The organism is Sphingomonas sp. SUN019 (genome assembly GCF_024758705.1).
Taxonomy (GTDB): domain Bacteria; phylum Pseudomonadota; class Alphaproteobacteria; order Sphingomonadales; family Sphingomonadaceae; genus Sphingomonas.
Window position 1 is genome coordinate 2421598 of the sequence record NZ_CP096971.1, and the last position, 23403, is coordinate 2445000.

Here is a 23403-nt window from a genome sequence, read left to right on the forward strand (position 1 = left end):
TGGCCGCGTCGCCCGCTTTCGGATAGTTTTCCGCCGCAAGCCGCAGCGGGAGAGGGTGCGATGGCGATCGAAACCGTGACCAGCGACGTCTTCGTCGACACCGCCGGGCATGAGGTTACGTTGGCGAACGACACGCCTGTGACAACGCGGCGACGTGGTGCCGCCGCCGCGCGCGACCCTGCGCGCGACCGGCTTCGATCGGCGTTGCGCGAAGCCGATTTCGAGATCGCCGCCGAACTGGAGATCAAGCCGCCCGCACCGGTTTCGGGTCGCCGCCGCGGTCCGGCGGCGGCGGGCGCGCCGCAGGTTTCGGTCGCGGTCGGCGAGAATGAGAGCGCGGTGGTCCTGCTGGAAGCCGAGGGCGGCGTCTTTACCTGGCAGGTCGCCGACGCCCGCGCGGAGGCCCCGGGCACGCGGCGCGGCAGCGGCGGGCGGCAGATGGTGCTGGCGTTCCGCATCGGCGCGCCCGGAGCAGGCGGTGCTGCTGCACAGCGGCGCGGGCCGATTCTCGACTGGGTCGGGGAGAAACTGGTCGATCCGGTGCGCGCCTATGTGCTGCGCTTCGTCGTGACGAAGACGATCGACGCCGCGGTGAAGCGGATCGAGGGCGACAACCCGACCGGCCCGGTGCTGATCGAGGGCGCCGATCCCGCCGCCTGGACCCCGAAGCCGCTGGGGCGGGTGCTGCCGCAGGATCGGCCTGCACGCATCCTGCTGATGGTCCACGGCACCTTTTCTTCGACCGCGGGCAGTTTCGGGCAGCTCGCCGGGAACGATGCGGGGCGAGCGTTTCTCGATGCGGCGATCGCCGGATACGACATCGTGCTGGGCCACGACCATGCGACGCTGGCCGACGATCCGCGCGTCAATGCGGAGGCGATGCTGGCGACGCTGACCGCGCTGAAACCGCCGCCGGGGTCGGTGATCGACGCGGTGGCGTTCAGCCGCGGCGGGCTGGTCTATCGTGTGCTGGCCGAACAGTTGCTTGGTCCGGCGGGACTGGATGTGACCCTGGGCAAGGCGATCTTCGTCGGTTGCACCAACGGCGGCACCAATCTGGCCGAGCCCGAGAATTGGGCCGACATGGTCGACCTGTACACCAACGCGATGATGGCGGCGGCGCGGGGGATCGCCCTGCTCGCGGGATCGCCATTGCCGCCCGGCGTCGGCTTCGCGATCCGTACGCTCGGCCGCTTCGTGCAGATGTTTTCCGAAGTCGCGATCAGCGAGCGCAAGCTGCCCGGGCTCGCCGCGATGGAGCCCGACGGGGCGCTGGTGGCGGCGCTGAACGCGAAGCCCGACGCGGCGCGGATCGCGCATTATCACGCCGTCACCTCCAGCTTCGAACCGAAGCGCGGCGACGCGAAGGGGTTCACGCGCGAACTGGGCGAATTCGTCGCCGACCGTATCACCGACCGCCTGTTCGCCGCGCCCAACGATCTGGTCGTCCACACCGCATCGATGACGCAGTTCGGCAAGGGGGCGGCGATCGATCCGGCGCGCATCCATGCGTTCGGCGACACCGGCCAGGTCTATCACACGATCTATTTCGGCGATGTGGCGGTGGCCGAGCATTTGTCCGCGTGGCTGGGTTTGACCGGCAGAAAAGTTACACCGCTTGCGCCGAAGACGGCCACCGCCCCGGCCCGTCGCGGCGGCGGCGCGCGGCGTCCGGTCAGCATCGGCGCGCCGCCTCCTCCACCTCCACCTCCACCTCCTCCTCCGCCGCCGCCCAGAAACCGCATCACGCTCGATCTCAGCAATGTGGAATTCGAAACCCCCACCGCCAGCTTCGCCGCCGCGTCGCCGCTTCCCGCCGGTTCGGTACGGGCATGGAACGAGGCGAGCGGCGGCGATGTGGCCGAGCGACCGGTCAAGAAGGCCCGCGCAACCCGGCGCGGCCCCAAACCTGCCGCGCCGCCGAGCGAGGGACGTGGCGCGAGGCCGGAACGTTCACCCGCGCCGGACACCGTAGAACGCTATCTGGCCGCCGAAATGGAACCCTATCCGCCGATCGGCGCGCCCGCGAATGTGTTCGTGATCGTTTCGCCCGAAGCGATCAAGGTCGCCGCGCACGCCGCCGCCGCGACCAGCGATGCGCCCATCTCGATCGATGCGACGCGGACGCTGACCGTCGAACTGATCCCGCGCCGCAACTGTAGGCTGGTGGAGGGCGACGACGGCGTGGTCGAGATCGACGCGGCCACGCCGTCCGAGATCATCACGCGACTGCGCGTCGAAGGCGAAGCGCCGGGCGACGCCGAACTGATCGTCGAGGCGCGGCAGGGATCGCGGATCATCGCGTCGTTCGTGCTGAAGCCGATCTTCGTGGCGAAGAACGCTGCCTCGATCAGCCAGAGCCAGCCGCTCGCCGCCCCCGCCGCGGACGAGGATTTTCCGGTGCTGCGGATCTACGAATTCCGCGATTCCGGCAATCGCATCACGCTGCGCTTCGACCTGATGGGGGACAATCCTGCGGTCGCGCTCAGCGAAGCGCTGGTGCTCGACCCCGATTTCAACGTCGGGGCTTACGTGGGCGGTGTGCTGGCCGAGGTCGAGGCGGCGTGGAATCTCGCGCCGGACAGCTACGACGCCTTCCTCGCCTCGTTCAGCGATTCCGCGATCATCCGCGCCGAAGGGCTGGTGCCGCTGGCGATCCGCGCCGCGCTGTGGAATGGCCGCGACACGATCAGGACGATCCAGATCATCTCGGACGAAGCGCTGATCCCGTGGGAATTGCTGTGCATCGCCGATCCGACCGGGCAATCCGACGAGCGCCGCGGGTTCCTGAGCGAATGGGGCGTCGTGCGCTGGTTCCACGGCGTGCGGCGGCCGCCGCGGACGATCGGCTTCACCGGGGCGAACAGCCGGTCGGTGATCCCAGCCTATCGCGATCCGGCGCTGTCGCTCGACGGTGTGGATGAAGAGCGCGAGATGCTGAAACAAGTGCTGCCCGGCATCGCGCCGGTGACCGCGACCAGCCTGGAAGTATGCCGTTACCTGCGCGAGGATGCCGCCGCGCTCGACGTGCTGCACTTCGCCTGTCACGGCGAGGCCGCGGACAAGGCGGTGCTGACCGCGAAGCTGCTGATGGAGGGCAACCTCAACATCGACGGCACGGTGCGCGAAGACGGCCTGTCGTCGGATCAGGTGAAGGTCAATCTGCGCATGGCGGCGGATCGCCCGCGCAGCCTGGTGTTCCTCAACAGCTGCCAGACCGGGCGCGGCGGGCACGGCATCGCGGGCGTGTCGGGGTTCGCCGACGCCTTTATCCGCCCGCGATCAGGGCGGGGTGCGGCGGTGTTCATCGGCGCGCTCTGGTCGATCGAGACGACGTTGGCGGAGAATTTCGCCAAGACCTTCTACGGCGCGATGAAGAAAGGCGGCACGCTGGTCGACGCCGTCGCCGCGGCGCGCGCGGCGTGTAAGGAACAGGGCGATTTCAGTTGGCTCGCCTACACCATCTACGGTCATCCGCTCGCCCGCGTCGGGCCTCCATGATGGCGGGGCAAGCGAGGTCGCCCGAATTATCAATGCGCTGGCAATTTCGCGCGCGTTCGTCGGCGTCCCAAAGTTGATATAGGTTGTCGGGGCGAGTCGGCGCTGCCGACCCCCGTGTTTGCGCATGTGAGGGACGAATTTCTTCCTGCTCGGGGGGGATCTCGATGCTGCCGATCGATCGCGACCAATATCGGCCTGGAATCGCGCCGTTCTTCGCGCGCGCTTTCTGGCGATGAGCATCGCCGACCTCGCCGTGGGCGAACCCGACGGGATCGGGTCCACGATCCGCATTATCTATGCCAAGAAGCCGCCTGAATACGCGGTCTATGGTACCGACAACCGCGTGCTTGTGATGTTCGCGGACGATCCGGCGCGCGCGGATAAACAGCGCGTCCGGATGTCCCGCCTCAACCCGCTGCGCGGGGAGGTGAACGGCCTGGTCGAGGATTGGCGGCTGAAGCCGGGGTCCGCGCCGCGCGCCGCGCGCTACGACCGCTGCGTCGCGGATGCGCTGATCGTCGGGTTCGAAGGCGATATCGCCGCCGCGACCGCGCTGCTGAAATCGATCAAACAGGGCATCCTCGACGAACGAGTCGCCACCGCGCGGTTCGAATATCTGGTCGTCGCGTTCGTGACCGGCGTGGCGGTGATGCTGGCGATCACACTCGCCAACGCCATCGCGCAATACGGGAATGCGACGGTCGACCTGTTGCGCGGCGGCGCGGCGGGGGCGGTCGGCGCGTTCTTTTCGATCTCGCTCGCGATCCGCGGCCGGACCGTGCTGCCCGATCTGCAGCGCATGGCCAATCTGCTCGACGCGGCGCTGCGCATGGTGATCGGCATCATCGCCGCGGTCGTGCTGATCGCGTTCATCCGGTCGGGCGTGGTGTCGGTCAATATCGGCGACGCTGCGCTGTCGGGACGCAATGCGCCGGACTGGCTATTGGTCCTGATCTACGGCTTCGTCGCGGGCTTTTCCGAACGCTTCGTGCCCGATCTGCTGGCCAAGGCGAGCGCCACGACCAGCGCCCCGACGGCGCAGGAACGGGTCGAGGAAAGCGCGCCCGTCGCCGCCGCGACCGACACGGTGGTCGATACCGAGGCGGTGGAGGGCGCGGTCGCCACCACGGTCCCGGACGATCCCGCTCCCGAAGAGGCTGGGATCGACAGTTGCGCGTGCGACGTCGATCTGCCCGATGACGAAGTCACCGGCGACGCCGATCTTCCCCCCGCATCGGGCGGCGTCGCGCTCGACAAGGCGGCGTGAGCGGGCTGCGATGGTCCTGACCCTCACCTGGCTTCCCGAGGTGCTGGAGGCGGCGGGATTGAAGGTCGCCGAAACGCCGGGCTGGCGGACGCGTGGGCGTGGACCGATGGGCGACGTCCGCGGCGTCATGTGCCACCACACCGCAACCGCCGCGCCGGGCAATATGCCGACGCTCAATATGCTCATCAACGGCCGCGCCGACCTTTCCGGGCCGTTGGCGCAATTGGGGCTGGGCCGCGACGGCGCCTTCTACGTCATCGCCGCGGGCCGTGCGAACCACGCCGGGGCGGGGCGCTGGGAAGGGATCGTCACCGGCAATTCCAGCTTCATCGGGATAGAAGCCGAACATAGCGGACGCCTGCAAGACCCGTGGCCGGAGGTGCAGATCGACGCGTATCAACGCGGCGTTGCGGCGCTGCTGAAAAAACTCGGGCGCAATGCGAACATGTGCTGCGGGCACAAGGAATATGCGCTGCCCGCGGGACGAAAGCCCGACCCGATGTTCGACATGGCGGCATTCCGCAACCAGGTCGCCGCGCTGCTCGCCGGAAAGACCCCGCCGCCGCCGATCCCGGCAGCGGACGACGCCGCCCGGCCGACACTCCGCCGCGGCTCCACCGGAGCGTTCGTGGCGCAGGCGCAGCGTGCGATCGGGGTCGCGGACGACGGCAAGTTCGGCCCCGACACCGAAGCCGCAATGCGCGCGTTCCAGCGCGCCGCGGGGCTGGTGCCGGATGGGATCGTCGGGCCGAAGACCTGGGCGCAACTGACCGGCGCGAAGCCGGTCGCGGTCGCCGTACCTGCAGCGGCGGTACCGGTAGCGGCGGCGCCTGCGATGGCCGCCGCGCCCGCAACGCTGCCGCCGCCCGACACCGACACGCAGCGCCCGCACGTCGAAAGCGGCATCGCGTTTGGCCCCGACGGCACGCGTTTCGCCTCCCGCTTCAAGGACGGTTTTTTCACCAAGGGACGGACCACGGTGTCGCAGTGGCTCGCGGCGAGCGGCGGATCGGCCGGGCTGTCGGCGTCGCTCGCGCGCGTCGTCGCTGCGTCCTGCGAGAACGAAGGCGGGCTGGAGGCGATCAATTCCTACGACAACGCGCACATGTCGTTCGGCATCTGCCAGTGGACAGTCGGCGTCGGCACGGCGCCGGGCGAACTCGCCGCGCTGCTGCGCCGCTTCAAGGCGTTCGACGCGGCGGCGTATCAGGATTGTTTCGGACGCTACAAGCTGGAGCCGGCCGCCGGGCCGCCGCGCGGTGCGGGCTTCCTGCTGCTGAGCGGCGAACAGCTCGACACTGTGGTCGAGAAGGACGTGCTGCGACAAGTGCAATGGGCATATCGTTTCTGGCGCGCGGGTCATCACCCCTCGCTGCGGACCTGTCAGATCGCGCACGCTGCCGACCGCACGGCCGATTTCCTCGACAAGACGGCCGCCAGCCGCCCGCTGCGCGAATGGCTGACCTCCGAATTGGGCATCGCGCTGATCTTCGACGAACACGTGAACCGGCCGGGGCATGTGCCGAAGACGCTGGAGCAGGCGATCGCGGGACTGGCGGAGGACGCGCGCGATTGCACCAAATGGACCAACGGCGAGGAGCGCGACCTGATCGCGCGCTATCTCCGCGCGCGCAACGCCACCAACATGACGAGTTCGGAAGAACGCGGCCGCGCCATCGCGGCGATGGTCGCCAAACAGAAATTGTCCGACGCCCGCGGATCGTTCGTGCCGTGATGCGCCGCGCACCACGGCAAATTCGAGAGAGAGGATATTGGCACATGGCGAAGCGTGAATGGATGATCCCGCTTGCGGCGGCGCTGGCCGCGGTTGGCGGCTGCGCGACCGTGCCTGGCCCCGATCCGGTCGTCACCACCTCGAACGATCAGATCGCCACCCAGGCGAAAACATTCTACGCGACGCTCGCGACGAAGACCGCGCCCGACTGCGCGTTCGAGGCGAACGCCGCCACGTATGCGACGCTGAAGACCGATGCCGGAAAGCTGCGCGACCACGTTGCGGGCGCAGGCGAGGATACCGCGCTGCTGACCGCGGCGACCGAGCTGGACAAGGCGGTCGCCGGCGCCGAACGCAGCCACCAGCTCGCTTCCGCGCGGACCGACGATCCGTCCGGGGCCTGCCTGGCCCCCGACGTTTTGACGCTGAACGCCGACGCGATCGCGCGCGCGACCGATGCGATCAAGCAACTCCAGCAAGCACGGGAGGCACGGTGATGGTGTTGAATGTCGCCCTGATCGGGGCCAGCATGGCGAAGGCGTTCGTCACATCGCTCAAGACCGACAGCAAGCAGCTGAAGGCGCTCGCCGAAGCGGAAGCGGAGAAATTCGCGGTGTCGCTCGCCACGATCGCGCGGCTGCTGGCGGCGGGGGAGATCGATCAGGAAGAGGCCGAGGTGCTGATCGGCATCCAGAAAAGCGCGACCGAAGCGGTGCTCGCGTCGCTGGCCGGGGTCAGCGCGGTCGCTGCGCGGCGCGCCACGCGCGTCGCGCTCTCCAGCGTCGTGGGGAGTGTCGACGCCGTCATCGGCATTCCCCTCGTCAGCGCCACGCTCGCCGCGACGGGTCATGGCGCCGCGACGGGCGGGGCGAACGCGGGTGCGGGCGGAGAAGGAACCCCGGCCTAAATCGCTTGCTTCGCGCCGTTCCGCATGGCCATTCTGCGCCAACAGGGCTTGAAGGTTTGGGGGCGGCGGGATGACGAAATTCGGATGGTTGCTGGCGGGCGCCGGCGCGCTGGCGTTGACCTCGGCGGCGTTCGGGCAATCGGCGCCCGCGCCGGGCCAAACGACGGACAGAGCGCGCGAAGCGGCGTTCGACGCCGGGGTCAGTTCGGCCGACCAGATGGCGTGGATGAAGGAGATGGCGTCCGCGCCCAACCATGTCGGATCGCCGCACGACAAGGCGAACGCGGAGTTCATCCTGGCGAAATTCAAGGAGTTCGGCTGGGACGCGCATATCGAGACGTTCAACGTCCTCTATCCGACCCCGATCTCGACGCTGGTGGAAATGGTCTCCCCTGAAAAGATCGTGCTCGGCGGGCAGGAGTCGGCGGTGGCGGGCGACGACACCAGCGGCAATACCGCCGCCGCGCTGCCGCCCTATGTCGCGTTCCAGGGCGACGGTGACGTCACCGGCGACCTCGTCTATGTCAATTACGGGATGCCCGACGATTACAAGGCGCTGGCCCGGCGCGGGATCGACGTGAAGGGCAAGATCGTCATCGCGCGCTACGGCGTGGGCTGGCGCGGGTTGAAACCGAAGTTGGCGCAGGATCATGGCGCGATCGGCTGCATCATCTATTCTGACCCGGAGGACGACGGCTACGGGCAGAACGATCCGTACCCGGTCGGCGGCGCGCGTCCGCCCGCGGGCATCCAGCGCGGATCGGTCGCCGACATGCCGCTCTATCCCGGCGATCCGCTGACCCCCGGCGTCGGCGCGACCGCAAAGGCCAAGCGCCTGAAACGCGAGGACGCGAAGACGATCCTCAAGATACCGGTCCTGCCGATCTCGTACGGCGATGCGACGAAACTGCTCCAGCGGCTCGGCGGCCCGGTCGCGCCCTCGGGTTGGCGCGGGGCGTTGCCGATCACGTACAAGATGGGGGGCAAGGGCGGCGTCTCGGTCCATCTCGCGGTCAAATCCGAATGGTCGCTGAAGCCTGCCTATGACGTGGTCGCCAAGCTGCCCGGTGCGGAGTTCCCCGATCAATGGGTGCTGCGCGGCAACCACCATGACGCGTGGGTGTTCGGCGCCTCCGATCCGCTGTCGGGCAATGTCGCGATGCTGTCTGAGGCGAAGGCGCTAGGCGCGCTCCACCGGCAGGGGTGGCGGCCGAAGCGGACGATCGTCTATCTCAGCTGGGATGCCGAGGAGCCGATGCTGCTCGGCTCGACCGAATGGGCCGAGACGCACGCCGACGAGCTGAAGAAGAAGGCCGCGATCTATATCAACACCGACGGCAACGGACGCGGTTTTTTGTATGCGCAAGGTTCGCATCCGTTTCAGCATCTGGTGAATTCGGTCGCCGCCGACGTCGCCGATCCCGAAACCGGCGCCAGCGTCGCGGACCGGATGCGCGCCGACATCCGCGTCCGCGCCTATGACAAGCGCGGCAAGGTCGACGACGACGCGCTGAAGGCGGCGGAAAAGGGCAGCGACGTGCCGATCGGTCCGCTGGGATCTGGATCGGACTATTCCGCCTATCTCCAGCATCTCGGCATCCCTTCGCTCAACATCGGGTTCGGCGGGGAGGAGGAGAGCGACGGGGTATATCATTCGATCTACGACAGCTATCATCACTTCACGACGTTCGACGATCCGGGCCTGAAATACGGCGCGGCGCTGTCGAAGACGGTCGGGCGCGTCGTGCTGCGGATCGCCGACGCCGACCTGCCGGTGACGCGCTACGGCGATTTCGCCGACACCGTCGCGACCTATCTGACCGAGGTGAAGAAGCTGGCCGCCGACCGCCGCGAGGAGGACCGCAAGCGCGAGAAGCTGATCGAGGACGGCGCGTTCCGCCTCGCCAGCGATCCGTTGAAGCCGGTCGGCCCGGCCGCGGTCGAGCCGCTGACCCCGCATGCCGAACTCGCCGTGCTGGAGGATGCGGTCGACGAGCTGAAGATCGCGGCGACGCGGTTCGATAAGGCGCTCGCCGATCGCGGCGCGACGCTGGACGCTTCGCGTCGTGTGAAGCTGTCGACGCAACTCCGCGATATCGACCAGTTGCTGCTCGACGAACGGGGCCTGCCCGACCGGCCGTGGTATCGCCACCTGATCTACGCGCCCGGCCGCTTCACCGGCTACGGCGCGAAGACCTTGCCCGGCGTGCGCGAGGCGATCGAGGAACGCCGCTTCGCCGACGCCGACGAATACGCCCGCCGCACCGCCAAGGTGCTGCGCGACTATAGCGCGCGGCTGGAGGCGGCGCGCGCGACGGTCGAGGGGCGCTAGAAAACGGCGGCGCGCGTGAAAGTGTTCTTCGACGGCGGCTACCGGCCCGAGGGGATGGAGACCGCCGTCGTGGTGCGCGGACGGGCGCAAATCCGGCGCGACCTTGGTCCGGGCACGAGCATGGACGCCGAATGGCTCGCGCTGATCGATGCGGCGCGGCTCGTGACCGAACTGCGGCTGACCGGCGTGGTGCTGATCGGCGATTCGCTGGCGGTGATCGGGCAGGCGAACGGAACCGCGAAATGCCGTGGCGACTACGTTCGCCACCGCGACACGTTTTGCGGCCTCTTTTCCGACGCGGACCCGCCGCGTATCCGCTATGTAAAGCGGTCGCAGAATCTCGCCGGGATCGCGCTCGCGCGCCTGCACGACCGATGACCACTCTCTACAGCTTCCGGCGCTGCCCCTATGCGATGCGCGCGCGCATGGCGTTGCTGGTCAGCGCCACCGCTTTCGAGGTCTGCGAGGTCGCCTTACGCGACAAGCCCGCCGACATGATCGCGGCCTCACCCAAGGCGACCGTCCCGGTGCTGGTTCTGTCCGACGGACAGGTGATCGACGAAAGCCTCGACATCATGCGCTGGGCGCTGGCGCGGAACGATCCGGAAGACTGGCTGGCGGGCGACGAGGACGCGCTGATCGACACCTTCGACACGCGGTTCAAACATCACCTCGACCGTTACAAATACGCCGAGCGGCACGATGCGGATCCCGCCGAGCACCGCGCTGCCTGCTTCGCGCTTCTGCAACTGCTCGAGGATCGGTTGACCGCCGCCGAAAACTTGTCTCGCGCGACACGATCGCTCGGCGACATCGCGATCATGCCGTTCGTCCGGCAATTCGCCGCGGTCGATCATACATGGTTCGACGGCCAGCCGATCCCACGGACGAAGTGTTGGCTGGCCCGCCACATCGCATCGCCACTGTTCGAGCGGGCGATGGCGCGGGTGCCGCGCTGGGTTCCCGGCGACGCGGCACCAGGCTAGGCCGCGTCGTACAGCGTCATCGTATCCTTGATCATGCGATCGACGCCGAAGCGCGATTCGATGAACGTCGGGCCGCCGACGCGGCATTTGATCTTCGCGCTCGGTTGCCGCAGCAAGGCGATCGCCGCGCGCGCCAGATTTTCGATCGTCTCGTCGCGCACCAGCCGCCCGGTCACGCCGTGGATCGTGGCCTCCCGGGCGCCCCCGGCGTCGGTCGTCACCACCGGCACGCCCAGCGCCTGCGCCTCGAGCAGGACGTTGGGCAGGCCCTCCACCGACGACGTGAGCACGAACACGTCCATCGCCGCCATCCACGGCTCCACCGGCGATTGCGGTCCGGCGAAGATCAGTTTGTCGGTCAGCCCCAGTTCTTCCACCAGCGCCTCCATCTCGGCCCGCAGCAACCCGTCCCCGACGATGACGAAGCGCGCATTCGGCATTTCCTGCGCCACCATCGCGGCGGTGCGGATCCAGACGTCGGGGCGCTTGGCCGGGGCCAGCCGGAATACGCCGCCCATCAACGGGGCGTCGCCGAACCCCAGCGCGGTGCGGATCTCGGCGATCGCGGCGGCCGGTGCGCGGCCCTGCAGCGTCTTTACCTCCAGCCCGTTACGCACCACGCGGATGCGGCTGGGCTCGACGTTCAGGATGGTCGAATATTCCATCGTCGCAGCCTGCGAATTGGTCGTGAACCGCACGTCGTCGCGCGTGCCGAGCGCGGCGTACATCACCGGAAGGTAACGGCGATAGCGCCGCCGGTCGTTCGCCTCCGGCAGCACGTTGCGGATCGCCGCGACGATTCGCGGCACCCCCGCCAGCACCGCCGCGACCGATCCGACCGCGATCCGGCCGTCCTGCCACAGATGCACGACGCGCGGGCGCGACTGGCGGAAACGCAGGTAGAGATTTGCGATGTCCGCCGCCATCTGTTCGGGGAACGCCGCGATCAGCGCCAGATGCTCGCCCGGTGCGCCGATCGCCGCCAAGTCGCGCCACACGTCCGTCTGATCGAGCGCGGACAGATCGTCGATCTCCAGCCCGTCGGCGCGCGCGATCGGTAGCATCACGTCATGCCGTTTCGCCGGATCCAGGCTGCGTGCGAGCAGTATCGTTCTCAGCCCGTCCCGGCCCGCCCTCCCGCGCGCGGTGTTCGCCGCGGTCAGCGCCACCTGCCGCTCCGCACCGCCCGCGGCCAGGGTGGAGGTCGCGATCGCGATCGTATCGGTCGCCGGCCGGTCGCGATTGCTCGGCCCACGCAACACGCGATCGAACAGCACGTCGGGGAACAGCACCCCCGCGTCGGGTACGACCTGCAACGCCGCCTCGGCGCGCGCGGTGCGTTGCGCCACTTGCGCGTCGGCCTTGCCCGATTCCACCAGCCTGCGGCCGATCCTGGTCGCAAGCCGATAATCGCCGTGGTGATAGGCGGCGGTGAAGTGCATCGCCTGCACCGCCGGGGATTGCGCGTCGGCGCGCAGCCGCGCCAGCATTTCGAGCGTCTCTTCGTTGCGCGAACCAGCGATCAGCAATTGCGCGCGCGCCGTCAGATCGCCCGGACCGTCGTCCAGCGCCGCCAGCGCATCGGTCAGCAGACGGTTGGACAGTTCATAGCGTTCCAGCCGGTCGGCGGCGCGGATCGCGGTTTCTGCCGCCTCGACGTCGCCCGGCGTGCGGCGGAGGATGTCGCGCGCGATACCGAGTCCCTCGGCCGGGCGGCGGCGCGACACGAGCGCGCGGGCGTAGCGCAACCGGTGCGCGTCGGTCGCGGAAGGGTGCGCCGCCAGCGCACCGCGCGCGGCGAGCAGTTCCTCGTCGGATGCGCCAACCAGCCGGAGCACCCTCAGCCGTCGGTCGACGAACCGGATGTCGGGGTATAGCGCGCAACACGCGGTGACGAAGTCGAGCAGACCGTCGCCGATCCCGCGCGCGACGAGTTGGTCGATCGCCGCCAGTGCGACCGCCGGTTCGCCCTGATACGCGGCCGCATTGCCGGTCAGCAGCGCCGCAGCGGCGGCGGTATCGTCGTCCAGACCGATCGTCAGCGCGACGATGCGCGCGGCGATCGGATTTTCGCCCCATGATTCGAAATGCGCCGCGGCGAACGCGCGGCGCGCCTCGGGCGGGCGCGCCGACAATCCGGCGGACAGGCGCTTGTTCTGCGCCGCGACATCTTCCGGGGACAGCGCGAGATGCGCATCATAATGCCGTTCGGCATCGGCATGATCGTGCAGCACCTCGGCCACCTTCGCCAGCTTCAGCGGCAGTTTCAGCCGCTTGGCCTGCGCCGGTGCGTCGCGCATCAGCGTCTGCCAGATCGTGCGCGCCTCTGCATGACGTTTGGCCCGGTTGTTCACCTCGCCCAGCAACATGCGGACGTCGGCGTCGGCGGGCGCGAGCGCGAGTGCGGCCTCGAGCGGATCGATCGCCTGCGCCGGGCGTCCGGCGTCGAGCAGCTTGCGGGCGAGGCGCACCAGATCCACGACCGCCTTCGTGGCGTCGTCCTTCATGCTGGCACCGTCATCCGAAACGACCTTCCCGCGCGCGGTCCTGATCCACGCGCGATGCGAAATGCGCGGGTTTCCCGGCCGCTGTCAAACCGCGGCCCGTCGCCCGGGCGATCGTGCGTCAGCCGTCGTGGCGTGCGGACATTTCGTTCAGCAATTCGCGCGCGCCCTTATGCTCGGGCTCGATCTCCAGAAAGCGCCGCAGCACCTCCATCCCGCGCTCGTCATTGCCGGTCGATCGATAGGCCTTGCCGATCTTGTAGAAATAACGATGGTCCTCGGGGACGAGCACCAGCACGCGTTCGTAGAGTCGCGCGGCGTTGGCGTGCAGCCCGACCCTCAGGCTGTGGTCGGCCAGGAACTTCAACGCATCCAGCCGGTCGGGCGCCAGCGCCACCAGGCTGTGCGCCGCGGCCACCGCGGTCGGCACGTCGCCGGCCTTGCGCGCGTCGCTCATCGCGACCGCGTGAGTCTTCACCAGCTTCGTCTCCAATGCCGGAAGCTCGGCGTTCTCCGCGTCCCACGCGATCAGCGCGTGATAGCCCGCATCCGCCGCGGCGGAGTCGCCGGCCTTCAGATCGTCGCGCACCTGGCGGCGCAGCTTCTCGAACGCCCACGATCCGGCCTCGTCGAGGTCGGCCTGCGGGCCGATCGCCGCGGCCATTCGCGTCAACGTGATCAGCGATGCGGTGAAGTTCCTCGACTTGCGGATCGCCCGGATCGCGCGGACCACCGCGTCGTCGCGTTCGTCGCCCTCGCCCAGGATGGCGAGTTCCCCGCACGCCTGGCCCAGCGCATCCCATTGTTCGCCCGCCTTGGCGATGGCGGCCTTTGCGGACCATGCGCGCGCGGTCGGCCAGACGCGGAGCAGCGCATCGATCTGCGCATCCGCCTCGTCCGCTTTGTCCTGCGCGATCAGCGCCGTGGCCGATTTCGACACTGCGATCCCGGCCTTTTCCAACCGCGGCGCGGCGCGATCGTCGACCCCTATCGCCTGGATGAGACCCCAGGCCGCCAGCGCGGTCAGCATGTCGCCACGAACCTCCGCGTCCTTCGCCTGCGAGACGATCGACCGGCTGAGCGACGCGGCCAGCGCAGGATGGATCGCCGCACCGGCCTCCGCGCCGCGCCGTACGACCCATTCGGCATCGGCGAAGCGGCTAGCGATGGCGAGATCGGTCAGGCTTTCCAACGCCTTGTCAAGATCGGCGTCGGCCAGCGCGTGAACCGCGGCCGTGACATCCGCTTGCTCGCCCCAGCGCAGCGTAAGCAGCAGGCAATGTTCGCGCATATCCACCGGCGCAGTGCCGGCCTTACAGAGCATCAGCGACTGGTCGATGGCTGCGCGATAGTCGCCAGAGAGTTCCAGCGCTTCAATGGCGCGCGCGCGAACCAAGACATCATCTTGGCGTCGTCCGGCCAGTAGCAGCCACGTCTTTGCCGCCGAATGGTAGATCTTCGCCTTATGATAGACTTTGGCGGCGGTCGAGAGCACTTCATTGTCGCAGGATTCGATCGATAGCAACAAATCGGTCTTTTCCGCCGCGATTGTATGGTGTCCGATCCGGGACAGCGCCTTGATTCGCACAAGGTGCGCAGCGACCAGCGAGGCGTCGAGCGCGATCGCCCGATCAGCATGAGTCAGTGCAATCGATGTCTGGCCGCGACGATAAGCCAGCGCCGCGCGCAATTCCTGAACGACAGCCTCATCAACGTCATCGTCAACTGCATCGGCCAGCGCGCGCTCGACCCCGTCGAGATCGCCCGCCACGATCCGCCGACGCACGGAAACAGGATCAAAATTCGTATCTGTCATGGTCGCCCCGAATGCCTGTCGCCCGTCCGGTTACGTCGGCGTCGTCGCTGTCGCCACGATGACCGACGTAACCGATCCCCCCTCAGTGATCGCCCGAAGCGTCGTCGCCTTTAGCGGTGCATGATCGGCCCGTTCAACGGCTATTCCGTACCAAAGAAACGACCTCCATTCCTGTTTTCGTACAGTATGCCCAACAAATTTGCGTTGTTTGGGTGAGGCGGACGAGTCGCGGCACCCTTTATGCTGCAGAAAATCGAAAGCAACGATTCGTCCTTGTCCGCGCGCATCGCAGCGTCCTATGTGCCGCAAAGCCGCCGGTAGGCCGCAAGGGGAACGCGATGAAACTGCATTTGGGCTGCGGGCCGAAAGAATTCGCTGGATGGTATCATGTCGATGCGCTGAGTTATCCGCACGTTGATCATATCGGGCCAGTCGAGAAGCTTGATTTCGTCGAAGACCAGACCGTTGAGATAATTTACGCATGCCATGTTCTGGAGCATTTCGGCCGTAATGCTTACAAGGACGTTCTTCGCGAATGGCAGCGGGTTCTTCAGCCGGGGGGTGTGCTGCGGCTTGCAGTTCCTGACTTCGCTGCTTGCGCGCAGGCTTATGTCAGCGGAGAGCTGAGCCGCGGTCTTCTGGATGTCACGGGGCTCCTGATGGGTGGCCAGCGGGACAAGTACGACTATCACTCGGCCTTGTTCGATAAGGAAACGCTGACCAATGACTTGATCGAATGTGGGTTCAGCTCGGTCCGGGAGTGGGACTGGCGGCAGACCGAGCACAGCGACATCGACGATTACTCGCAGTCGTACCTGCCGCACATGCAGAAACATACCGGTCGATTGATGAGCCTGAATCTAGAGGGAGTTCGCTAGAGTGGCGTCACGACCTAGATGTTGATTCCCAGTTTCGTCGCTCGCTGATAGTATTTGTCATATTCGCCGAACATAGCGCCTTCTATTTCTTTCTGGATCTTGGCGGGGATTGGCGACCCTTCCAGAATCTCATCGTAGACGTATTTGAGAAACACTTCCCACGTCCCCCGCGCGGTCACGATGTCGTGCTTGGCTCCGCCGAGCAGGCACGCGACGGAGGCGAACCCGGTCTGCGTCCCTATGACTCGATCGGACTTTCCTAGCAACGTGAAGTCCAGAAATGCCTTTTGTAGCGGAAAGACGATGTCGCTACCGATCCGAGCCGCATCGACGATATAATCCTTATATTTGTCGTTGAAGTGGGAGACGAGTTCCGGGCTGTCGCTGAAGAAAAGAACGCGTTCACCTTCATCGATGGCCTTCTCGATATCGGCGTAATAATAATGGAACGGCGCAGTCTGTTTAGTCAGATGGATAGCGTAGTTTTTCGCGACCGGCGTCAAAACGCCATTCTGCATTTCTGCTTTTGCCGCTCTGAGCACCGCGGGAATATCGCCGCGTCGCAAGTGGAGTGCGGTGTACTTCTCCGATCCAATGGTTTGATGAGCGGATGATATATGCTTCAATAAAGCTGGACTCTTGGGAAGATAATCAAAGAGTTGACGAACTTCACTCTCGACATCCTTTTTTATTTCCTCGTCAAATCTAATGAAGTAAGAATCAGAAATATACGATCCTGTGATATTCTTTGCATCTACCAAGCTCGTCTTGTGTTGAAATATATCAGACAGGCGGTCGGGAGGAAATTTAGCAAATAACTTATCGTCGCCTATATTTCCTTCAACGAAGGCTATTTCATCGCGAAGATTGGAGGAAACTATCTTTCCAAGATCAAATATGAGACTGGGCGAATAATATTCGGTACCAAGAGTGTTATAGAGCGATTTGTCACGCTGCGGCCAATTGACCGCCAGGAAGCCGTTGACCTTGCGTGAAAAGCGCCAAGCGAAAAGTAAGTGCTTGAGACGTGCCGCCAGGCGGTCGCCTCTACGCAGGACAAAAGTCGGGGTCTGTGAATTTGACGCCATTGAACACTATCCCAATTCGCGCTCAGGCAACGGCGCGATATTTACCTTCAAGAAAATGGCGGTAGCTCGCCGCAATCCCGTCCTTCAATGAGGTCGACGCGCGCCAGCCCTGTTCGGCCAGCCGGGTGACGTCCATCAGCTTGCGTGGCGTGCCGTCGGGCTTGCTGGTGTCGTGGATGATATCGCCGTTATACCCGACGATCTCCATCACCAGCCGGGTCAGTTCCAGGATCGACAGATCCTCTCCTGAGCCGACGTTGACGTGGGCGTCGTCCGAATACGTCTTCATCAGGTGCACGCAGGCGTCGGCGCAATCGTCGACGTACAAGAATTCGCGTCGCGGCGTGCCGGTGCCCCAAACGACGACCGGCGCGCGCGCCGTCTTGGCTTCGTGCACCTTGCGGATCAGCGCGGGCATGACGTGGCTGGAGGCGAGGTCGAAATTATCCCCTGGACCGTACAAATTGGTCGGCATCGCGGAGATATAGTCGTGGCCGTGCTGGCGTCGGAACGCCTGCGCCAGCTTGATCCCGGCGATCTTGGCTATCGCATACCATTCGTTGGTAGGCTCCAGCGGCCCGGTCAGCAGCGCTTCTTCTACGATCGGCTGGGCGGCCAGCTTGGGATAGATGCAACTCGATCCCAAGAACAACAGCTTTTCGACACCCGTCGCGTGCGCCCCGGCAAAAATCGAGGTTTCTATCAGCAGATTGTCGAGCAGGAAATCCGCGGGATAACGATCGTTAGCTAGGATCCCGCCGACCTTCGCCGCGGCCAGGAAGACCGCGTCGGGCCTGTTCGCCTGCATCCACGCGAGCACGCCCGCCTTATCGGTCAGATCTAGGTCTGTACGCGAAGCGGTCAGCACCTCGCACGATTCGTCTGCCAGCCGCCGAACGATCGCCGATCCGACCATCCCGCGATGCCCGGCGACCCACACGCGCTTGTCGGCCAAGTCATAGGCCATGTCAGGCACCCTTGCCGATCGGCGCGGTGCGCATCGTCTCAAGGTCGGCCTGCACCATCTCTCGCGCGAGATCGCGTGGGCTGGTTTCATGCTTCCAGCCCAGCTTTTCTTGCGCTTTGGTAGGATCACCGATCAGCAACTCGACCTCGGTCGGCCGGAAATAGCGCGGGTCCACCGCGACGCGCAGCTTGCCCGTATCGGCGCAATACGCCTTTTCATCGACGCCCTGGCCCTTCCATTCCAGTGTGATGCCGACGTCGGCGAACGCCCATTCGACGAAGGTTCGGACGTGCGTCGTCTCGCCCGTGGCCAGCACGTAGTCGTCCGGCGTGTCGGCCTGCATCATCAGCCACATGCCGCGGACGTATTCGCGCGCGTGGCCCCAGTCGCGCTGCGCGTCGAGATTGCCGAGATACAGCATCTCCTGCCGCCCCAGCGAGATCGCCGCGGCCGCGCGCGTTATCTTGCGCGTCACGAACGTCTCGCCGCGCAGCGGGCTTTCATGGTTGAACAGGATGCCATTCGAGGCGTGCATGCCGTACGCTTCGCGATAATTCACGACGATCCAATAGGCGTAGAGCTTTGCCGCGGCATATGGGCTGCGCGGATAGAACGGGGTCGATTCGCGCTGAGGCACTTCTTGAACCAGGCCGTAAAGCTCCGAAGTCGAGGCCTGATAGAACCGTGTCGTCTTCTCGCGGCCGAGAATGCGGATCGCCTCCAGCAGACGCAATGTGCCGATGCCGTCCGCGTTCGCAGTATATTCGGGGGTTTCGAAACTGACCTGCACATGACTCTGCGCCGCGAGGTTGTAGATCTCGTCGGGTTGCGTTTCCTGAACGATGCGGATCAGATTGGTCGAATCCGTCAAGTCGCCATAGTGGAGTGAGAAACGCGGGTTGATGACGTGAGGGTCTTCCACGATGTCCTCGATCCGGGCGGTGTTGAACGACGACGAGCGCCGCTTCAAACCGTGGACGCGATAGCCCTTGTCCAGCAACAGTTGCGCGAGATATGCGCCGTCTTGGCCGGTCACGCCGGTAATCAAAGCGGTCTTCGCCATGTAAATCAGGCTCCCTGGAAGCAAACTTCGGAAGAGGTCGCAGCGCTCAACGGGCGGACCCGGTACGCCGGATACGAATGGACTGCCCCCGTCACGCGCTGTGCTTAGGCGGCTCGCGCCGTTGAATCCATATTCGTTTTCGGCGATCGGCCGCCCTAAAGTCGATTTGGAAGGATTTTCGTGCGGTCGGCCGGACGCGGCTTGAAACGCGAAGCAACGACCATCCTTGCCGCTTGCACGCCGCCGACAATCGGGCATTGTCCGGCGCATCCAGCCGACGGAGCCTCGCGATGCGTCTTGTGATTGCCCTTCTTCTCGCCGCTACGTCCTTTCCCGCTACCGCCCAGACCACGACCGCATCGCAGGCTCCCGCACCCGCGCCGGACGGCCCGGTCCGCGGCTTCACCGGCGCAGACCTGTTCGGGCTGTCGATCGCGTCCGATCCACAGATCAGCCCGGACGGGCGGACCATCGTCTATGTGCGCCGATCGGGCGACGTGATGATCGACCGCATGGTGTCGTCGCTGTGGCTGATCGACGTGGCGAGCGGTCGGCAGTCGCCGTTCGCGACGCAGGGGTCGTCCCCACGCTGGTCGCCGGACGGGACGCGCGTCGCCTATGTCGCGACCGACGGTGATCGCGCGCAATTGTTCGTGCGCTGGATCGCCACCGGTGCGAGCGCGCGGGTGACCAGCCTGCCGGGCGACCCGAATGCGCTCGCGTGGTCGCCCGACGGCAAGCGGCTGGCTTACATCGCCACGGTCGCGGGCGAGGGGATGAAGCTGGGCAACGCGCCGCCGAAGCCCGAGGGCGCGAAATGGGCCGAACCGCTGGAGGTAATCGACCGCGTCAATTACCGCGCCGACGGGCCGGGCTATATCAAGCCGGGCTACGATCACGTCTTCGTCGTGGGCGCGGACGGCGGCGCGGCGCGGCAATTGACCTTCGGGCGGTTCGACGACGGCGGGCCGTTATCATGGACGCCGGACGGGCAGACGATCGTGTTCGCGGCGATCCGCGGGGCGGGTGCCGAGCGCGAGGTGATGAATTCGGACGTCATCGCGCTGGATGCCAATACCGGCGCGATGCGGACGCTGACGACGCGCGATGGCCCCGACATGGGTCCGCGCGTCTCGCCCGACGGATCGCGCATCGCGTGGCTCGGCTTCGACGATATGCGGCGGAGCAACGAGAATAACGAACTTTATGTCGGGGATCGCGATGCGGGAGCGCCGCGATCGGTGACGGCGGCGCTCGATCGTTCGATCGAGGATGCGCAGTGGGCGGGCGACGGGCGCAGCCTGATCGCCAGCTATGATGATCACGGGCAGCGTCGCGTCGCGCGGATCGGGATGGACGGGCGGACGGCGCTTCTGGCCGACAATATGTGGGGCGGGGGGCTCGACCGGCCTTATACCGGGGGCGACTTCTCCGTTTCGCGCGGGGGCGTGGTCGCGTATACCGGCGGCGATGCGAGTGCGCCCGCTGATGTATGGGTCATCAGCGGAGGCAAGCCGCGCCGCCTTACCGACCTGAATGCGGTGATGCGCAGCGCGAAGGCGCTCGCCCCGGTGCGCAAGCTCACGGTGAAGGCGCCCGACGGCCGCGCGATCGACGCGTGGATCGCGACCCCGCCGAACCGCGTCGAGGGACAACGCGTGCCGCTGATCCTGGAAATCCACGGCGGGCCGCATACCGCCTACGGTCCGGGCTTCGCGACCGACGTGCAGCTCTACGCCGCGGCGGGCTATGCCGTGGTCTGGGCCAACCCGCGCGGATCGACCTCTTACGGGGAGGAGTTCGCGAACCTGATCGACAAGAATTATCCTTCCGCCGACTATGACGACCTGATCGCGGCGGTCGATGCCGCGATCGCCGACGGGACCGCGGACCCCAACAATCTGTTCGTGACCGGCGGATCGGGCGGCGGCGTGCTGACCGCGTGGATCGTCGGCAAGACCAACCGCTTCAAGGCGGCGGCGACGCAGAAGCCGGTCATCAACTGGATCAGCGAGGCGCTGACGATGGATAATACGATGTTCACGTCGCGCTATTGGTTCAGGAAGCTGCCGTGGGAAGACCCGATGAGTTACTGGGCACGATCCCCCTTGAGCCTGGTCGGCAACGTAAAGACCCCGACCCTGGTGGTGGTCGGCAGCGAAGATTACCGCACGCCGGTCAGCGAATCAGAGCAATATTACGCCGCGCTGCAGATCGCGGGCGTGCCGACCGCGTTGGTGAAGGTGCCCGGCGCCAGCCACGGCGGAATCGCCGCACGCCCGTCGCAGGCGGCGGGAAAGGCGTCTGCGATCATCGCGTGGTTCGATCGCTACCGCAAACGCGTGGCCACGCCTTTGCAATAGAATGCGGACGTGACAGGATGCCAACATAAGGAGAGTCATCATGACGATCGCGGCGATCCTCGGCGGCAAGGGGCGGGAGGTTGTCGGAACGACGCCCGACCAGAAGGTGCGCGACGCGATCGCGCTACTGGCAAAGCACCGCATCGGCGCAGTGCCGGTGATGGACGGCGCGAGCGTCGTCGGCATCTTTTCCGAACGCGACGTGATCTATTGCCTGAAGGACGGCGACACGAGCGTGCTGGACCGCACCGTCGGCGACGTGATGACCGCACCCGCACTGACCGTCGGCCCGCATGATGCGGTGATGGGCGCGCTGTCGCTGATGACGCAGCGCCGGATCCGCCATCTGCCCGTGGTGGAGGGCGACAGGGTGATCGGGCTCGTCTCGATCGGCGACCTGGTCAAATACCGCATCGACCGGATCGAGGCCGAAGCCGCGGCGATGCGCGACTATATACAGTCCGTGTGAGGGCGGCGGTCTAACGATCGCGGATGAGTCCCACGATCTCGCGCACCAGGGGCCGGGCGAAGGCGAACAGCCATGCCGCGTAGGTCACCGCCCCGACGGTGACGAGGATCGCAAGCCGCGCGATCGCGGGCGTGTCGTCCAGCAACCGGCCGGTCAGCAGCACGACCAGCGCCATCGCGGTGGCGGCGGTGAGCGGCGGCAGGATCGCCTCGGCGACATCGCCAAGGCGAGCGCCGATCACCGGCAGAGACCGCCGCAGGCTGATCGCCAGATAGATCGGATAAGCTGCGATCCACGCGGCCGCGAGGCCGATCGCTCCCCAGTGCACCCCGACCAGAAACCCGATTGCCAGCACCGCCGCGCCCGCTGCACCGTTGCGCACCCCGATACCGGGCCGCCCCAATGCATCGCACGCCGGGGTTAGCAGCACCTGCACGGTCATGAACGGCATCGCGAGCGCGAGCAGCCGGACGATCGGCGCGGCGGCGCGCCATTTCTCGCCCAGCATCGCCAGCACCAACGGTTCGGCGGTGACCGCGAGCCCGAGATAGAAGGGGAGCGCGGCGACCATCACCAGCCGCACCCCCTTCACGAACGCGGTCGCCACGCCCGCGCGGTCGTGCTGAATGCGCGCGTAGGCGGAGAAGGCGACTTCGTTCAGCGGCGGCACGAACTTCGCGACGAAGATCTGCGTGAGGAACAGGCTGGTCGTATAGATCCCGAGATCGTGGACGGAGAGCCAGCGTCCGGCGATGAACACGTCGGCCTGACTCTGGAGGAACCAGAACAATTGCCCGGCGGCCATGATGCCCCCGAACCGTGCAAGGCCGCCCGCACCGCGGAAGTCGAACGACGGCCACACCAACGAACGCGCCGCGATCGTCATGCCGATCGCGCGCGTCGCGAACAGCGCCATCGGTGCGAACACCAATGTCCACACGCCCCACCCCGACAGCGCGCCGACCAACGCGGTGCCCGCGCCCACCAGTGACGCGGCCATATTGACCTGCGCCTGCTTTCGAAAATCCATCGCCCGGCTGAGTAACGCATAGGGGAGCGCGATGAACGGGGTGCAGAGATAGATCAGCGCCTGCACGCGCAGCAGGTCGGCGACCGCGGGCTGGCGATAATAAGCTGCGGCGATCGGCGCGAGCGCGAGCTGCGTCAGCGCGAGCACGCCGTTCATGACGATCAGCATCCCGAAGAGCTGACGAATCTCGTGGCGGCTAACCTCCGCGCGCTGCACCAGCCCGCTGGCCAGGCCATAACCATTGAGCATGTTGAGCAGCGCCATCACGACGCCGGTCATCGCGAACAGCCCGTAGTCGCTGGGGGTCAGGATACGAATCACGAGGAACGTGGCGGCCCATTGGACGAGCTGCGCGAGAATCTGGCTGCCCGAACGCCAGATGACGGCGCTGCGGACCTGATTCCTGAGCGATTCAGGGGTCTGATTCGATTGATTCGTCACGCCGTCCATCGTTCGGGCATAACCGGGCGACCTTCACGGGGGGTTAAAACCCGAGG

The 23403-nt window shown here is 66.3% G+C and carries 17 protein-coding genes; 11 read left to right on the top strand and 6 right to left on the bottom strand.

What is annotated here, in order from left to right:
* Nucleotides 1-60 precede the first annotated feature (60 nt).
* The 8 genes from M0208_RS11605 (at nucleotide 61) to M0208_RS11640 (ending at nucleotide 10728) form a co-directional block, all read left to right on the top strand.
* Nucleotides 61-3501 carry a CHAT domain-containing protein gene (locus M0208_RS11605; RefSeq protein WP_258891859.1) on the top strand — a complete coding sequence of 1147 codons (3441 nt, stop codon included), beginning with the start codon at nucleotides 61-63 and terminating at the stop codon, nucleotides 3499-3501.
* Between the two features lie 232 nt (nucleotides 3502-3733).
* Nucleotides 3734-4768 (top strand): hypothetical protein, encoded by a 1035-nt coding sequence (locus M0208_RS11610; protein ID WP_258891860.1) that lies wholly within the window; start codon nucleotides 3734-3736, stop codon nucleotides 4766-4768.
* A gap of 10 nt (nucleotides 4769-4778) precedes the next feature.
* The gene (locus M0208_RS11615) at nucleotides 4779-6503 is read left to right on the top strand and encodes an N-acetylmuramoyl-L-alanine amidase (RefSeq protein ID WP_258891861.1); all 1725 of its coding nucleotides are present in this window, start codon (nucleotides 4779-4781) and stop codon (nucleotides 6501-6503) included.
* A 44-nt stretch (nucleotides 6504-6547) separates the two neighbouring features.
* Complete coding sequence (locus M0208_RS11620) at nucleotides 6548-7000, top strand: hypothetical protein (protein ID WP_258891862.1); 453 nt, start codon at nucleotides 6548-6550, stop codon at nucleotides 6998-7000.
* Nucleotides 6997-7410 carry a hypothetical protein gene (locus tag M0208_RS11625; protein WP_258891863.1) on the top strand — a complete coding sequence of 138 codons (414 nt, stop codon included), beginning with the start codon at nucleotides 6997-6999 and terminating at the stop codon, nucleotides 7408-7410. Before M0208_RS11620 ends, M0208_RS11625 begins: the two co-directional genes overlap by 4 nt.
* Nucleotides 7411-7480: 70 nt before the next feature.
* On the top strand, nucleotides 7481-9742 hold the full coding sequence (locus tag M0208_RS11630) for a transferrin receptor-like dimerization domain-containing protein (RefSeq protein WP_258891864.1): 2262 nt from the start codon (nucleotides 7481-7483) through the stop codon (nucleotides 9740-9742).
* Nucleotides 9743-9757: 15 nt separating this feature from the next.
* Nucleotides 9758-10120, top strand: a complete 363-nt coding sequence (locus M0208_RS11635) for a ribonuclease HI (protein WP_258891865.1) — start codon at nucleotides 9758-9760, stop codon at nucleotides 10118-10120.
* Nucleotides 10117-10728, top strand: a complete 612-nt coding sequence (locus M0208_RS11640; protein ID WP_258891866.1) for a glutathione S-transferase — start codon at nucleotides 10117-10119, stop codon at nucleotides 10726-10728. Before M0208_RS11635 ends, M0208_RS11640 begins: the two co-directional genes overlap by 4 nt.
* On the opposite strand, the gene M0208_RS11645 is transcribed toward M0208_RS11640, so the two are convergent.
* A complete protein-coding gene (locus M0208_RS11645; protein WP_258891867.1) occupies nucleotides 10725-13235 on the bottom strand; it encodes a glycosyltransferase in 2511 nt (836 codons plus the stop codon). The genes M0208_RS11640 and M0208_RS11645 overlap by 4 nt on opposite strands.
* Before the next feature lie 118 nt (nucleotides 13236-13353).
* Nucleotides 13354-15018 (bottom strand): hypothetical protein, encoded by a 1665-nt coding sequence (locus M0208_RS11650; RefSeq protein WP_258891868.1) that lies wholly within the window; start codon nucleotides 15016-15018, stop codon nucleotides 13354-13356.
* A 368-nt stretch (nucleotides 15019-15386) separates the two neighbouring features.
* Here M0208_RS11650 and M0208_RS11655 point away from each other — a divergent pair, with 368 nt between their 5' ends.
* Complete coding sequence (locus tag M0208_RS11655; protein WP_258891869.1) at nucleotides 15387-15926, top strand: methyltransferase domain-containing protein; 540 nt, start codon at nucleotides 15387-15389, stop codon at nucleotides 15924-15926.
* A gap of 14 nt (nucleotides 15927-15940) precedes the next feature.
* Here M0208_RS11655 and M0208_RS11660 read toward each other — a convergent pair whose 3' ends face one another.
* From M0208_RS11660 to gmd, 3 genes are read right to left on the bottom strand one after another with little or no spacing between them, the layout of a single operon-like run.
* Nucleotides 15941-17014, bottom strand: coding sequence for a hypothetical protein (locus tag M0208_RS11660; RefSeq protein WP_258891870.1), 1074 nt, complete (start codon nucleotides 17012-17014; stop codon nucleotides 15941-15943).
* A 22-nt stretch (nucleotides 17015-17036) separates the two neighbouring features.
* Nucleotides 17037-17981 (bottom strand): GDP-L-fucose synthase, encoded by a 945-nt coding sequence (locus M0208_RS11665; RefSeq protein ID WP_309547003.1) that lies wholly within the window; start codon nucleotides 17979-17981, stop codon nucleotides 17037-17039.
* Nucleotide 17982: 1 nt separating this feature from the next.
* Nucleotides 17983-19044 (bottom strand): GDP-mannose 4,6-dehydratase, encoded by a 1062-nt coding sequence (gene gmd / locus M0208_RS11670; protein WP_258891871.1) that lies wholly within the window; start codon nucleotides 19042-19044, stop codon nucleotides 17983-17985.
* A gap of 290 nt (nucleotides 19045-19334) precedes the next feature.
* Between gmd and M0208_RS11675 the strand changes: the two genes are divergently transcribed.
* Nucleotides 19335-21407, top strand: a complete 2073-nt coding sequence (locus M0208_RS11675) for a S9 family peptidase (RefSeq protein ID WP_258891872.1) — start codon at nucleotides 19335-19337, stop codon at nucleotides 21405-21407.
* 40 nt (nucleotides 21408-21447) lie between these two features.
* Nucleotides 21448-21876 carry a CBS domain-containing protein gene (locus M0208_RS11680; protein WP_258891873.1) on the top strand — a complete coding sequence of 143 codons (429 nt, stop codon included), beginning with the start codon at nucleotides 21448-21450 and terminating at the stop codon, nucleotides 21874-21876.
* 10 nt (nucleotides 21877-21886) lie between these two features.
* Here the strand turns inward: M0208_RS11680 and M0208_RS11685 are convergent, their stop codons facing one another.
* A complete protein-coding gene (locus M0208_RS11685; protein ID WP_408988091.1) occupies nucleotides 21887-23356 on the bottom strand; it encodes a lipopolysaccharide biosynthesis protein in 1470 nt (489 codons plus the stop codon).
* Between the last annotated feature and the right edge of the window lie 47 nt (nucleotides 23357-23403).